General features: G+C 57.4%; 13 protein-coding genes. 4 read left to right on the plus strand and 9 right to left on the minus strand.

Features of this window, described 5'->3' with window-relative positions:
- Positions 1–38: 38 nt before the first annotated feature.
- The 4 genes from proY to phoB form a co-directional block, all read right to left on the minus strand.
- Positions 39–1412 (minus strand): proline-specific permease ProY, encoded by a 1374-nt coding sequence (gene proY, locus DSD31_RS20095; RefSeq protein ID WP_004858545.1) that lies wholly within the window; start codon positions 1410–1412, stop codon positions 39–41.
- A gap of 122 nt (positions 1413–1534) precedes the next feature.
- Positions 1535–2854, minus strand: a complete 1320-nt coding sequence (brnQ, locus tag DSD31_RS20100; protein ID WP_004858542.1) for a branched-chain amino acid transporter carrier protein BrnQ — start codon at positions 2852–2854, stop codon at positions 1535–1537.
- A gap of 414 nt (positions 2855–3268) precedes the next feature.
- On the minus strand, positions 3269–4564 hold the full coding sequence (phoR, locus tag DSD31_RS20105; RefSeq protein WP_004858536.1) for a phosphate regulon sensor histidine kinase PhoR: 1296 nt from the start codon (positions 4562–4564) through the stop codon (positions 3269–3271).
- Between the two features lie 21 nt (positions 4565–4585).
- Entirely contained in the window at positions 4586–5275 is a 690-nt protein-coding gene (gene phoB / locus DSD31_RS20110; RefSeq protein WP_004204861.1) for a phosphate response regulator transcription factor PhoB, read from the minus strand.
- A gap of 209 nt (positions 5276–5484) precedes the next feature.
- Here phoB and sbcD point away from each other — a divergent pair, with 209 nt between their 5' ends.
- The 3 genes from sbcD to DSD31_RS20125 all read left to right on the plus strand — a co-directional run bounded on the left by sbcD (position 5485) and on the right by DSD31_RS20125 (position 10530).
- Complete coding sequence (gene sbcD / locus DSD31_RS20115; protein ID WP_032716742.1) at positions 5485–6687, plus strand: exonuclease subunit SbcD; 1203 nt, start codon at positions 5485–5487, stop codon at positions 6685–6687.
- Positions 6684–9842 (plus strand): exonuclease subunit SbcC, encoded by a 3159-nt coding sequence (gene sbcC, locus DSD31_RS20120; RefSeq protein ID WP_048757421.1) that lies wholly within the window; start codon positions 6684–6686, stop codon positions 9840–9842. The genes sbcD and sbcC overlap by 4 nt, the downstream gene beginning before the upstream one ends.
- A 325-nt stretch (positions 9843–10167) precedes the next feature.
- Positions 10168–10530, plus strand: coding sequence for a hypothetical protein (locus DSD31_RS20125; protein ID WP_004858526.1), 363 nt, complete (start codon positions 10168–10170; stop codon positions 10528–10530).
- 48 nt (positions 10531–10578) lie between these two features.
- On the opposite strand, the gene mak is transcribed toward DSD31_RS20125, so the two are convergent.
- Positions 10579–11484 (minus strand): fructokinase, encoded by a 906-nt coding sequence (gene mak / locus DSD31_RS20130; RefSeq protein WP_015585050.1) that lies wholly within the window; start codon positions 11482–11484, stop codon positions 10579–10581.
- Positions 11485–11575: 91 nt separating this feature from the next.
- Here mak and rdgC point away from each other — a divergent pair, with 91 nt between their 5' ends.
- A complete protein-coding gene (rdgC, locus tag DSD31_RS20135) occupies positions 11576–12487 on the plus strand; it encodes a recombination-associated protein RdgC (RefSeq protein ID WP_004858522.1) in 912 nt (303 codons plus the stop codon).
- A gap of 65 nt (positions 12488–12552) precedes the next feature.
- Here the strand turns inward: rdgC and ppnP are convergent, their stop codons facing one another.
- The 4 genes from ppnP to aroL all read right to left on the minus strand — a co-directional run bounded on the left by ppnP (position 12553) and on the right by aroL (position 14701).
- The gene (gene ppnP, locus DSD31_RS20140) at positions 12553–12837 is read right to left on the minus strand and encodes a pyrimidine/purine nucleoside phosphorylase (RefSeq protein ID WP_002890284.1); all 285 of its coding nucleotides are present in this window, start codon (positions 12835–12837) and stop codon (positions 12553–12555) included.
- An 87-nt stretch (positions 12838–12924) separates the two neighbouring features.
- Positions 12925–13602, minus strand: a complete 678-nt coding sequence (locus DSD31_RS20145) for an AroM family protein (RefSeq protein WP_004858517.1) — start codon at positions 13600–13602, stop codon at positions 12925–12927.
- 251 nt (positions 13603–13853) lie between these two features.
- A complete protein-coding gene (locus DSD31_RS20150; RefSeq protein ID WP_004858514.1) occupies positions 13854–14045 on the minus strand; it encodes a YaiA family protein in 192 nt (63 codons plus the stop codon).
- 98 nt (positions 14046–14143) lie between these two features.
- Positions 14144–14701: a shikimate kinase AroL gene (aroL, locus tag DSD31_RS20155; RefSeq protein ID WP_004858511.1), complete on the minus strand. Its 558-nt coding sequence runs from the start codon at positions 14699–14701 to the stop codon at positions 14144–14146.
- Between the last annotated feature and the right edge of the window lie 84 nt (positions 14702–14785).

The following is a 14785-nucleotide window of genomic DNA, read 5'->3' on the forward strand; positions in this document are numbered from 1 at the left end:
AGAACGCGCCTGCCAAATCCGGCTGGCGCGGGGGAGCGTTACTGTGCCTGCGCCAGCTGGCGGTCGCGGCGAGTTTTCAACTTCCAGCCAGCCAATAGCAGCACAATCCAGGCGAAACCGACGTACAGCGAGATACGGGTATCCGGATGGTAGCCAATCAGCGCAATAATAAAGACGAGGAACACCAGACCCACGGCCGTCGTGGCGACGCCACCCGGCACCTTAAACTTCAGCGCTTTCGCCTCTTCCGGCGACAGGCGACGGCGGAAGGCAATCTGCGACAGCAGGATCATGATCCACACCCAGACGGTGGCGAAAGTGGCCAGTGACGCAATCACCAGGAAGACGTTTTCCGGCATGATGTAGTTAAGATAGACCGCAAACAGCAGCGCAACGGTCATCACCATCACCGTCACCCACGGGATCCCGCGACGCGAGGTTTTGGCGAAAATCTTCGGCGCGCTGCCCTGCTCGGCCATGCCGTGCAGCATACGTCCGACGCCGAAGACGTCGCTGTTAATCGCCGACAGCGAGGCGGTCAGCACCACAAAGTTAAGGATACTGGCGGCAAACGCAATGCCCATATGCTGGAAGGTCAGCACGAACGGGCTGCCGTCAGTGCCCACCTGATTCCACGGATAAATGGACATAATCACGAACAGCGTGCCCACATAGAACACCAGAATGCGCATTGGGACCGAGTTAATCGCGCGCGGAATCGATTTCTCCGGGTCTTTCGCTTCACCGGCGGTGATACCGATGATCTCTATCCCGCCGTAGGCGAACATCACCATCTGCAGCGACATCACCATTCCCAGCCAGCCGTTGCTGAAGAAGCCGCCGTGACTCCACAGATTATGGATACCGGTGGGCTGTCCGCCGTTGCCGATACCCCAGATAATGATGCCGAAACCGGCAATAATCATGATGATGATGGTGGCAACTTTAAAGAACGAGAACCAAAACTCCAGCTCGCCGAAGACCTTAACGCTCATCAGATTGACGGCGCAGATAATCAGCACCACGCTGAGCACCCAGATCCAGTGCGGTACCGTCGGAAACCAGACGCCCATATAAATTCCGAAAGCCGTCACGTCGGCAATCGCGACAATCAGAATTTCAAAGCAGTAGGTCCAGCCGGTGATATAGCCCGCCAGCGGGCCGAGATAATCCTGCGCATAGCGGGAAAATGAGCTGGCGGCAGGGTTATGTACCGACATTTCGCCCAGCGCGCGCATAATAATATACGCGGCCGCGCCGCCGATAATATAGGCCAGCAGGACGCTCGGGCCCGCCATTTTAATGGCGTCAGCTGAACCATAGAACAGGCCGGTACCAATTGCGGATCCCAGCGCCATAAAGCGGATATGCCGGGTACTTAGCCCGCGCTTAAGTTTGTTACTACTTTCCATCGTATTCCATGCCGTTTTTCTCTTCAGGCCTTCGCCGGAGCAGGCGCAAAAGAGGATTACCTGAAAAACAAAAAACCACGGGACCCAAAGTCCCGTGGCTTAACACTGATTAAAACCGTCGGTTAATGCGCGCTGGAGGTCACCTGACGTCCTGCCGCACGGTCCCAGATCACCGCCAGAACCACCATCACGGCGGTAGGCATCAGCCAGGCAAGACCCTGTTCAGCCAGCGGCAGACGCGAGGTCCAGGCCGGTAACATGTCCGCGAATGCCGACGATTTAATGCCGTCAATGATACCAAACATCAGGCTGATAAACATGGCCGGCGCAATGACGCGGGACGAATTATGCCACCAGTTGCGGGTAAAGCTTAAGACCACCAGGGCGATACATGGCGGATAGATAGCCGTCAGTACCGGAATCGAAATCTGAATCAGATGGCTCAGCCCCAGGTTGGAGACCGCCATCGAGAAAATACCGAGGATAAACACCAGCGAGCGATAGGATAACGGCAGATACTGCGCGAAGAATTCAGCGCAGGCGCAGGTCAGGCCCACCGCAGTGACCAGACAAGCGATGAAAATCAGCGCCGCCAGCATAAAGCTCCCCGCGCCACCGAAGGTGTGCTGGACATAGGCATGCAGAATCGCCGCGCCGTTAGCGGATTGATCCACCAGTGTCGCGCTATCAGACCCGAGGCGGAACAGCGCCAGATACAGCAGCGTCAGCCCCACGCCGGCCATCAGTCCGGCCCAGACGGTGTAGCGAGTCAGCAGGCGCGCTTCACTTACGCCGCGGGAGCGTGCGGCGTTAACAATGACGATACCGAATACCATGGCACCCAGCGTATCCATGGTCAGATAGCCGTTGACGAAGCCGTTAGAGAACGGCGCGGTGCGGTAAGCTTCCAGCGCATTGCTGATCGGGCCAGCCGGCCAGATAACTGCCGCAACGGACAAAATGATCAGCGCAATAATTTTCAACGGGGCGAGGAAATTGCCTACCGTATCCAGCAGTTTACCCGGATAGAGCGAAACCAGGATCACCAGCGCGAAATAGATCACGCTGTAAATCATCAGCGGCATCGCGCCGTCGCCGGTCAGCGGGGCAATCCCGACTTCAAAAGAGACCGTTGCGGTACGCGGCGTCGCAAACAGCGGGCCAACGGCCAGGTAGCAGACCACGGCCAGCAGGATGCCGGCCACTTTGCCGATCGGCGTACTCAGGCTTTCCACGCCGCCGCCGACTTTCGCCAGCGCCACGACCGTCAGCACCGGTAAACCCACGGCGGTAATCAGAAAGCCAATAGCGGCGGTCCAGACGTGTTCACCAGCCTGTAAACCCACCATCGGAGGGAAGATAATGTTGCCTGCGCCAACGAACAACGCGAAGGTCATAAAGCCCAACGCGATAATGTCGCGAGATTTTAACTGATGGGTCATAAATTCATTACTGCCTGTGGATGTGGTGTTGTTAACAAACGGAAAATACCGTGTCTTCCCCTGAGGGAGGATACAGCGGTGGTTGCCGGAAAAATCAGCGGGATATGCTCCCGAACACGCGTGGGAAAGAATTGTTTTTTGAATTACCACGCAAAAACAGTCTGTCTGCGACTGCATGGGGGGCAATTTAAACGCTTATAACGTTTTAATGCAAGGCGGGATCGCAAAAGCAGATGATTATGCTAAGTCTATTTTTGTGAGCGGGATTATTGACCATATCTAAGGAAAACCTCCGGCTAATCATGCGAACAAAAAAGCAGCAGGCGTTCATTAATTACGCGGCTAAAAAGTGACTGCAAACGAAAATGACCAGCCGACGCTGGTCATTGGCAAGTCATGTTGACAAGGGTGCGTTCAGGCGCTTTTTTTGGCAATTAAACGTTCCGGGAGTAAGAAACTAAAACGCGTCCCTTGGCCTACCGTACTCTCAATTTCCAGACGACTGTCGTGATGATTCACCGCATGTTTGACGATCGCCAGCCCAAGACCGCTGCCGCCGGTTTGCCGCGAACGCGCCTTATCCACGCGATAGAATCGCTCGGTCAGACGCGGAATGTGCTCGGGCGCAATCCCCGGACCGTTATCCTCGACGCTGAACAACGCGCCATGCGGCGCCCGTTGCCAGCTGACGGTAATCTCTGTCCCCGCTGGCGTATGGTTGATTGCGTTATACACCAGATTGGAGATCGCGCTGCGCAGCTGCTCTTCGTTGCCCAGTACCACCAGCGTCTCATCGACGTGGAAGTGGAGCGTCTGCTTCTGCTGGCTGAGCGTCTGGGCTTCCCGCTCCACCACCCGCAGCATCATCGGCACGTCGATTTTGTCATTCATGGCCAGCGTCGGCGCCGCTTCAATCCGCGACAGCGTCAGCAGCTGCTTGACTAACCCCTCCATGCGCTGGGTTTGCTCGCGCATCGTATGCAGCGCTTTTTCGCGCGTCATCCCTTCCAGCACCTGCTCCTGCATCATCTCCAGATAGCCCTGCAGTACCGTTAACGGCGTGCGAAGCTCATGGCTGACGTTGGCAAAAAAGTTGCGCCGCGCGCCTTCCAGCTGGTGCATCTGCGTGACATCGCGCGCCACCATCAGCCACTGTTTGTCGCTGTAGGGCATGACGCGGATCTCCAGATGACGAGCAGTATTGAGGACCAGATTGAGCGGCTTTGAGAAATCCCTGTTTTTGAGGTAATGGGCAAATTCAGGGTAGCGCAGGAGGTTGAGAATATTTTGTCCGCTGTCGTCCGGCCAACGCAAATTGAGGATCTGCTGGGCCAGGCCATTACACCAGAAGATGGCCCCCTCCTCCGTCGTCAGCACCACCGCATCGGGCAAAGACTCAGCCCCGCTACGAAAGCGTTTGATCAGACTACCCAGTTCGCGTCGGCGCTTTTTATTGCGCATCTGCATCTGGTGAAGGCCGTAGAGCAGCGGTTCCCAGCTGCCTCTTCCCGGCGGTGGCGTCATGCTACGGTCGACCCATAGCCACCATGAAAGACGTAATAAATTCCAGAAATGCCAGATGAGAAGTCCGGTTACTGCCGCCAGTAAAAACCACGGCAGATAACCCACCACCGCCCCAAGAATCAGGGCCGGGATACAACATAAGAAAAGCTCAAGCGCCAGCCTTTTCCATGACAGCCGTTCCAGCACGGTTCACACTCCTGTCGAGATTCAGAAACGGGCGGAGAAACGATATCCCGTGCCGCGGACCGTTTGTACCATCCGGTCATGGCCGCTATGTTCCAGCGCTTTACGCAGACGGCGAATATGCACATCCACCGTTCTGTCTTCTACATACACATTGGTCCCCCAGACGTGATTCAGCAGCTGTTCGCGGCTGTAGACGCGTTCCGGGTGAGTCATAAAGAAGTGTAGCAATTTAAACTCCGTCGGCCCCATGTCCAGCGGACTTTCACCGGTCATCACGCGGTGGGAGGAAGGGTCAAGGCTAAGCCCTTGCATTTCAATCACTTCTTCCACCGCCATCGGCGAAATACGGCGCATCACCGCTTTGATTCGCGCCACCAGCTCTTTCGGTGAAAAAGGCTTAGTGATGTAATCATCGGCACCGGTTTCCAGACCACGTACGCGATCCTCTTCTTCACCGCGAGCGGTGAGCATGACGACCGGAATATCGCGGGTCATCGCCTCACGCTTGAGCAGCTTGATAAACTGGAGACCCGATCCGCCCGGCAGCATCCAGTCGAGGAGAATCAAATCAGGCCAGGGTTCATTGAGTTGATTCACCGCACTGTCATAATCTTCCGCCTCGACGGGCTGAAAGCCGTTTTGCTCAAGAACAAAGCAGACCATTTCGCGGATCGGAGCTTCATCTTCAACGACCAGAATTCTTCTCGCCATTATTTACCCTGTATTTTTTAGCCATCAGTATAGAGTGCGGCGCCATTATGCGTCAGTTTTGTGACAGATTTATGAAGAAAATGACCGTCATATGATAGCGGATTTTTAATAATGACAAGGAGTAACAATCGATCCTGCTGGCGTTAAAGGGGCAACCTGCGGGATGACAGGTATATAATGCGCCTATGCTTTTTCGCCAGGGAATACTTATGCGCATCATCCACACCTCTGACTGGCACCTTGGCCAGAATTTTTACAGCAAGAGCCGCGCCGCCGAACACTCGGCCTTTCTCGACTGGCTGCTGACCAGCGCGCAGGCGCACGAGGTCGATGCCATTATTGTCGCCGGCGACATCTTTGATACCGGCTCACCGCCAAGCTACGCCCGCGAGCTGTATAACCGATTCGTGGTTCAGCTTCAGCAAACCGGCTGCCAGCTGGTGGTGCTGGCGGGCAACCACGATTCGGTGGCGACGCTAAATGAATCCCGCGATATTCTGGCCTTTCTGAAAACCACGGTGGTGGCCAGCGCCGGCCATGCTCCCTTTATTCTGCCGCAGCGCGACGGCACGCCCGGCGCCATATTTTGCCCGGTCCCCTTCCTGCGCCCGCGCGAGCTGGTCACCAGCCAGGCCGGGCACTCCGGCGGCGAAAAACAGCAGCTGCTGTTGAACGCTATCAGCGACTATTATCAGCAGCAGTACGAAGCCGCCTGCGCCCTGCGCGGCGATCGTCCGCTGCCGATCGTCGCCAGCGGCCACCTGACCACCGTTGGCGCCAGCAAGAGCGATGCGGTGCGCGATATCTACATCGGCACGCTGGAGGCGTTCCCCGCCAGCCATTTTCCCCCCGTTGATTATGTTGCCCTCGGCCATATTCACCGGGCGCAGAAGATCGGCGGCAGCGACCATATTCGCTACAGCGGCTCGCCCATCGCCCTCAGCTTTGATGAGACGGGCAAAAGCAAAAGCGTCAATCTGGTGACCTTCAGCGACGGGCACCTGGCGGAGGTGCTTCCTCTGACGGTGCCGGTGACGCAGCCGCTGGCAGTGCTGAAAGGCGATTTCTCCAGCATCAGCGAACAGCTTACCCAGTGGCGGGACGCCCCTCAGGAGCCGGTCGTCTGGCTGGATATTGAAATTACCAGTGACGAATATCTCCATGATATTCAGCGAAAAATTCAGGCCCAGACCGAAGATCTGCCGGTGGAAGTGCTGCTGGTTCGCCGCAGCCGCGCCCAACGTGAACGCATCCTGGCGGGAGAGCGGCGGGAGACGCTGAGCGAACTGCAGGTCGAGGAGGTGTTTGAACGCCGGCTGGCGCAGGAAACGCTGGAAGAGGCGCAGCGGCTACGCCTGACGCAGCTGTTCAACGAAACGCTGCATAGTCTGAATGGTGAGGAGCACCTGTGAAAATTCTGAGTTTGCGCCTGAAAAATATCAACTCGTTAAAAGGCGAATGGAAAATCGACTTCACCGCAGAACCGTTCGCCAGCAACGGGCTGTTTGCCATCACCGGCCCCACCGGCGCCGGGAAAACCACTCTGCTGGACGCGATCTGCCTCGCGCTGTATCACGAAACGCCCCGTCTGAGCAGCGTGTCGCAATCGCAAAACGATCTGATGACCCGCGATACCGCCGAGTGTCTGGCGGAAGTGGAATTCGAGGTCAAAGGGACGGCCTATCGCGCCTTCTGGAGCCAGAACCGCGCCCGCAATCAGCCGGAGGGCAACCTGCAGGCCCCGCGCGTTGAGCTGGCCCGCTGCGACGATGGGCAGATCCTTGCCGATAAAGTCAAAGATAAGCTCGAACTGACCGCTTCGCTCACCGGACTGGATTACGGTCGCTTTACCCGCTCAATGCTGCTGTCGCAAGGCCAGTTCGCCGCGTTCCTCAACGCCAAACCAAAAGAACGCGCTGAGCTGCTGGAAGAGCTGACCGGCACCGAAATCTATGGCCAAATTTCAGCACAGGTGTTTGAAAAGCATAAGCTTGCCCGCAACGAACTGGAGAAACTTCAGGCCCAGGCCTCCGGCGTTCTGCTGCTGAGTGATGAGCAGCAGCAGGCGCTACAGCAAAGTTTGCAAGCACTTACTGATGAAGAGCGTCTACAGCTTTCGGAGCAATCCCGCCTGCAGGCGGCGCAGCAGTGGCTGCTGCGCCAGCAGGAGCTCAGCGCGGAAGCCTCGCAGGCTCAGGTCCGGCTGCAGGACGCGCAGCAGGCGCTGGATCAGGCCCAGCCGCAGCTTGCAGCGCTGCTCAACGCGCAGCCGGCAGAGCAGCTTCGTCCGCTGTGGACCCGACAGCAGGAACAAAGCGCCGCGCTGGCGCAAACCCACCGCCAGGTGGAGGAAGTGAATACTCGCTTACAGGACAGGCTGCGGCTGCGCGCCGGGATCCGCCTTGCCGCCAGCCGGCAGATGACCCGCTTGCAGGATGCCCATCACGCCCTCAACCTGTGGCTTAACGAACACGATCGCTATCGCCAGTGGGGAAACTCGCTGGCGGGCTGGCGGGCCGTCTTCCAGCAGCAGGCGAGCGATGCCCGGCAACAGAACGTCGTGCAACAGAGCCTGGCGGAAATCGCCCGCAAGCTGGCAGAGCTGCCGCCTGCGACGCTGACGCTGGATGCCGACCAGGTCACCGCCAGCCTGGCGCAGCACGCCGCCGCCCGCCCGTTACGCCAGCAGCTTTCGACGCTGCATAGCCGCCTGTTGCCGCTTCGCCAGCGTCAGCAGCAGCTGCAAACCACGGAGCAGGCTCGTCGTGAGGAACAGGAAAAGCTGGAAACAACCCTGGCCCAGCGCCGCCTGGCCTACAAAGAAAAACATCAGCAATTCAGCGATGTGAAGGCTATTTGTGAGCTGGAAGCGCGCATTGTCGGGCTGGAGGAAGAGCGCGCTCGCCTGCAGCCCGGAGCCCCTTGTCCGCTCTGTGGTTCCAGCGAACACCCGGCCGTCGCACAATACCGGGCGCTGGAGCCCGGCGTGAATCAGGCCCGCCGGGATAGTCTGGAGCGTGAAGTCAAACAGCTGGCGGAAGAAGGCGCCCAGCTGCGCGGCCAGCTTGAGGCACTGCTTAAACAACAGGTTAAAGAGAAAGAAGAGCTGGACTCTCTCCTTCAGCAGGAGCAAGCGCTCACCTCACAATGGCAGACAACCGTCAGCGGACTCCATTGCGACCTGCAGCCGCAGGATGATATTCCCGGCTGGCTGGCGGCCCAGCAAGAGAGCGAACAGCAGCTGTATCAGCACCAGCAGCGACTGGCCTGGCAGGCCCGGCAGCAGGCGGGCGAGCAACAGCTCAGGCAGCTCCAGCAGGAGCAGGAACAACGGCGCGCGCAGCTGGAGACAGAACTCTCGCCCTTCGCGCTCAGCGTTCCGCAGGCCGATCGGACGGCGGAGTGGCTGGCGCAGCGGGAAGCCGAGAGCCGCCTGTGGCAGGAACAACAGAACCAATCCGTCGCGCTTCAGGAGCAGCTTCAACAGCTGACGCCGCTGCTGGAAACACTTCCACCGACAGAGCCGGAGCCCCTTCCGTCAACGGACGAGATAGCCGATCCGGCGCCGCTGACGGGCTGGCGTCAGGTGCATGACGACTGCCTGGCATTGCAAAGCCAGTGGCGGACGCTGAGCCAGCAGGAGAGCCAGCAGCAGGAAGCGCTGCGGGAGACGCAAACCCGCTTCGCTGCCGCCCTCTCCAGCAGCCCGTTTGCCGACCAGCAGGCCTTTCTCGCCGCTCTGCTCGACGAAGAGACGCGCCAGCGGCTGGAGCGGCTTAAACAGGCGCTGGAAAATGCCGTACAGCAAAATAACGCTCTGGCGCTGCGCGCTCGCGACGCGCTCGCCCGACATCAGCAGCAACCGCCGACAGACGTCGACCTCACCCTACCGCTGGAACAGGTCCAGGTCCGTCTGCTCCAGCTGGCGCCGCAGCTGCGGGAAAACAGCGCCCGCCAGGGAGAGATCCGCCAACAGCTGAAACAGAATGCCGGAAACCAGCAACGCCAGCAGGCATTGCATCAGGAGATCGCGCTTGCCGGGCAGCAGCTCGAGGACTGGGCATGGCTTAATGCGCTAATCGGTTCTAAAGAGGGCGATAAGTTCCGCAAATTCGCCCAGGGGCTAACGCTGGATAACCTGGTCTGGCTGGCGAACCATCAGCTCAATCGCCTGCACGGACGCTACCAGCTCCAGCGCAAGGCCAGCGAAGCACTGGAGCTGGAGGTGGTTGATACCTGGCAGGCGGATGCGGTACGCGATACGCGGACCCTCTCCGGCGGTGAAAGTTTCCTTGTCAGCCTGGCGCTGGCGCTGGCGCTGTCCGATCTGGTGAGTCACAAAACGCGCATCGATTCGCTGTTCCTTGATGAAGGGTTCGGCACGCTCGATAGCGAAACGCTCGATACCGCGCTGGATGCGCTCGACGCCCTGAATGCCAGCGGTAAGGTGATCGGCGTAATAAGCCACGTTGAAGCAATGAAAGAGCGCATTCCGGTGCAGATCAAAGTTAAGAAAATCAACGGTCTTGGCTACAGCCGGTTGGATAAAATGTTTTCCATCGAGTAACCCCCGAGCCTTTCCCCTGCGCAGACCTTTCCTTTCGCGGAAAGGTCGCACTTCTCCGGTGCATTATCCTTGCCGCAATTTCATGAATTATCTTGATCATGCATGAGTATGCATGATAGTTTCGTTTTATTTTCTAAAACGAGAATAAACAGGCATAAACATGACGTTTAAACCACTAAAAGCGGAAAAAATCTATTATCACCGCCATTCGTGCACAAACGTGCAGAAGCAATGTCCCCGACAGATACGCGCCAGGTAAAAACGCCTTTGCGGATATCCATCGGGTTTCCCGTCTTCCCGCTCACATATTAAGAAGGTCTGAGAGATGAAAAGTTGTCTTATCCTGGTTGCGGGTCCCGTCCGCAGCGGCACCAATGATCGCCCGGAACTGATTGCTGCCAACCTGAACGCCATGGCACAGGTTGCGCTGAATATTTATCGTAAAGGGCATATTCCCGTGATTGGCGAGTGGCTCGCTTTACCTCTGGCCAAAGCCGCTGGTTCAAAGGAAACAGGCGATCCGATCAGCGAAGAGTTTTTATATCCCGTCGCCCATCGTTTGATTAGCCGCTGCGACGCGATTTTGCGTATACCGGGGGAGTCCCGGGGCGCCGATCTTGATGTCGAGGAAGGGAAAAAAAGAGGGCTGACGATTTACTCTCACCTGGATGAGATCCCCGCTCTGTGATTAACTCCCCGTTGCCCCTGCTGACCAGGGCAACGGGGTCACGCTGATTTACAGCGGCCACAGCCAGGCCGCGCCGCGCACGCCGCTGGAGTCGCCGTGTACGGCTTTTCGAATCGGCGTCTCGCACTCCCCGCCGAATACCCATGATTTCACCAGTTCAGGAACCGTCTGGTAGAGGCGTTCAACGTTGCTCATCCCACCGCCGAGGACAATCACATCCGGATCGAGGATATTGACCACGTGGGCCAGCGACTTCGCCAGACGCATCTCGTAACGCTTCAGCGCCTGCTCGGCCAGCGGATCCTGCTCGCTAACCCGCTGCATAATCGCGTTGCCCGTGAGCGACTGGCCGCTCAAACGCTGGTAGTCCGTGGCAAAACCGGTCCCGGAGATAAAGGTTTCAATACATCCCTGCTTACCGCAATAGCACGGCACTTCGGCGCGATAGCGTAGTTCATCATCATCCATCCACGGTAGCGGGTTGTGACCCCACTCCCCGGCGGTGCCGTTACCGCCAATATGGGAACGGCCCTGTATCGCCACGCCGGCCCCGCATCCGGTACCGATGATCACCGCAAACACGGTCTGCGCCCCGGCGGCGGCGCCGTCTACCGCTTCGGAAACCGCCAGGCAGTTGGCATCATTCGCCAGGCGTACTTCGCGGTTTAAGCGCTGGCTCAGATCGTTATCAAACGGCTGACCGTTGAGCCAGGTGGAGTTGGCATTCTTCACTACCCCGGTATAGGGCGAAATCGACCCCGGGATCCCGACGCCAACGCTGCCGCGCTGCCCGGTCGCGTCCTCCGCCATCCCGACCAGCGTCGCGATATTCTCTATTGTTTGCCGATAATCCTCGCGTGGAGTCGGCAAACGGTGGCGGAATAACTGCTCTCCCTGGTCACTCAGAGCAATGACTTCTGTTTTTGTGCCGCCCAGATCAATACCAATACGCACTGTAAGCTCCTCTCCCCGATTAACAATGCAAGCATAGCGACAATTCGCTATCATGCCCGCTGGATTTAACGACAACGCCGTGGAAATTATCATGCTGTGGTTCAAAAATTTAATGGTTTACCGTCTCAGCCGCGAGATTTCATTGCGTGCCGAGGAGATGGAAAAACAGCTGGCCGGGCTGACATTTACCCCTTGTGGTAGCCAGGATATGGCGAAGACCGGTTGGGTATCGCCGATGGGTTCGCACAGCGATGCGCTGACGCATACCGCAAATGGTCAGATCGTGATCTGCGCACGTAAAGAAGAGAAGATCCTGCCGTCACCGGTGATCAAACAGGCGCTGGAAGCAAAGATCCTCAAGCTGGAAGCCGATCAGGGCCGTAAGCTGAAAAAAACCGAGAAAGATTCGCTGAAAGACGAAGTGCTGCACTCGCTGCTGCCGCGCGCCTTCAGCCGTTTCAGCCAGACAATGATGTGGATCGATACCGTCAACGGGCTGATCATGGTCGACTGCGCCAGCGCCAAGAAAGCGGAAGATACGCTGGCGCTGCTGCGTAAAACCTTAGGTTCTCTGCCGGTCGTTCCGCTGGCGCTGGAAAATCCGATCGAGCTGACCTTGACCGAATGGGTCCGCTCCGGGAGCGTCGCTCAGGGTTTCCAGCTGCTGGATGAAGCCGAACTGAAAGCCATGCTGGAAGACGGCGGCGTCATTCGGGCGAAGAAACAGGATCTGGTCAGCGATGAAATCGCCGTGCATATTGAAGCCGGGAAAGTCGTGACCAAACTGGCGCTCGACTGGCAGCAGCGTATTCAGTTCCTGATGTGCGATGATGGTTCAATCAAACGTCTGAAGTTCTGCGACGAACTGCGTGACCAGAATGAAGATATTGACCGGGAAGATTTCGCTCAGCGTTTTGACGCCGACTTTATTCTGATGACCGGCGAACTGGCGGCATTGATTCAGAATCTGGTGGAAGCTCTCGGCGGAGAAGCACAGCGCTAATCAGCGCCGGATGCGCTCGACAAAGCGGGCAACATGCCTTCCTGCCGCGGCAGGAAGGCGAGGAATCACAGATAGCGGCACAGATAAGAGGTTGGCTCAGCCACCTGCAGATGAAACTCGCTGTTGCCTGGTACATTGAACACTTCACCGGCGGCATACACTTTCCACTCGGTTTCCCCCGGCAGCAGCACATTCAGCGCACCGCTCACCACCGTCATCTCTTCCGGCTGCGCGGTACCAAAGGTATATTCCCCTTCTGCCATCACCCCGACGCTCGCGCGGCCGGTGCTGCTGCTGGTGAAGCCAATCGATTTCACTTTTCCGTCGAAGTATTCATTGCTTTGAAGCATAAACAAGCCCTTATGATCTTTTGTTGAAGCCTCAATATAGGGGGCGCTCCTTGCCCCTGTCACGTAAAATTAATCTATCGGACCATGTTAAACTAATAGTTCTGCAGCCAGCCGGGAAACCAGCACATTTGACAGCAGAACCGGCACATCCAGCGCTTTTTGCAATACGTCGCGATGATGCTGGTGGTAACCCAGGCAGTCCAGCACCAGCACGTCGGCGCCCTGCTCCAGCAGCGCCCGTCCGGCGCTCAATAAATCACTATCGCTGCCGCTGATCGGGTTGGCCAACGCGTAGTAAGGCGCGTTTTCTAACGAAAGCCACTTTTGCTGCTGCATGGGCAGCACCTCCTCAACGGGAACGATAACCCCGACCTGATGCCCGTCAACAATCGATGCCACCAGCGGCGGAATAATCCGCTGCGGCTCCAGTAAAATAGCATTGCGCGCCGTGAGGCCACTGAGCATTTCGGAACTCAAAAACAGAATGACATCATATTCTTGCCTGTCGAGCATCGCGATAATATGCTTTAAATCACGCTCGACCTTCTGGCGCGAAACCTCGGCCGGCTGGTTATCATTCAATAACGTCAGCAGGCGTTCATCGCCGGAATCAAGGGCATAATCTTCCATAACATCTTCACGCGTCATTTTGCCTAACAGGCTAATATGAGTGATCTGCTCTTCCCTGATATGTTCGGTTAAAAGCGGCAAAACTTCAGCCACCGGTACCACGCCAACGGTTAAAATAGCCATCGTTGTACTCATATCACGTACCTTTTCACTACCACTGCTTCAGCACAGGCTTACTGCACACCACTTCGCCCCCCCGTTGACTAAAAATCAACCGTCCAGAAGCGTAGCAGCTTACCGCCGCCGTTGAATGTAAAGATTGATGTGGCCTCAGGCGCATGCCTGAAAAATCCGTACCTTAGGGAATCATCAGCAGCGCTGATGAATTAAAAATGTGATGGAGGCCCGGAATTGCTCTGAGCAAAGAGAATACCGGGCGGGCGAGATTATGATTTATCCGGGTCTTCGTAGCGCTGTTTCGCGTCCAGCGCTTCCTGTTCCGTGGGGTGTTCGCTGATCAGTGAATCGGGAGTCGGGAAATCGGCACGCAGCTGATACCAGGTCTCCCCCTGGCCTGCGGGACCTTTCGCAACGGCAACAATACGCGCTTCTCTCGGATATGGAGGTTGGGTTGGCATAGCTCTTCCTTCTTCGGCCATCAGAGCTATTAAGTATAGGGGCCCCTGCGTCGTTTACCGTCAGTAAAGTCTTAACTCACAGCGCGGCCGGCGTCCCGTTACTCTCTTGCGGCCTCGACGCATTGAGCCTCTTGCGGCGCGAAGACATTCTGTAAGGTCGCCAGAATGTGTCCGACGACGTCATCCGGCGTCGCGGTGGCATCAATAATATGATGCGCGGTTGCGCGATACAGCGCTTCCCGCTGCGCCAGCACTTCGCCGACTTCATCGCGCACCGGTTTACCGGTCAGCGTCGGGCGCTGCTCGGTTTTCGGATAGGCTTCAAGGCGTTCGATCAGCGCCGAAACCGGCACCTGCAGGTAAATCACCACGCCGTTTTCGCGCATGAACTGGCGGTTAGCTTCAGCCAGAATAATGCCGCCGCCGGTCGCCACCACCGTCTCCGGTCGCGCGGCCGCTTTCAGCGCCTCTGACTCCAGCTCACGAAAACGCGCCCAGCCCTCCTGCTCAACAATAGTCGCGACCGTACGCTGCTCGCGCTCCTGCAGCGCATGATCGGTATCGGTGAACTGGTAATGACGCGCCCGCGCCAGCGCATGGCCGATTGTCGTTTTACCACAGCCGCGTGGCCCGATGAGAAAGATTGGCAATGTCATTACCGAAGACCCCCTGGTTCCGCATATCGCGGGAAAATGAATACGAATAGTCAGCAATGGTACCGGCAAAATCGCCGGCAATAA

The organism is Klebsiella sp. X13 (genome assembly GCF_003323835.1).
In the GTDB taxonomy this organism is placed as follows: Bacteria; Pseudomonadota; Gammaproteobacteria; order Enterobacterales; family Enterobacteriaceae; genus Klebsiella; species Klebsiella ornithinolytica.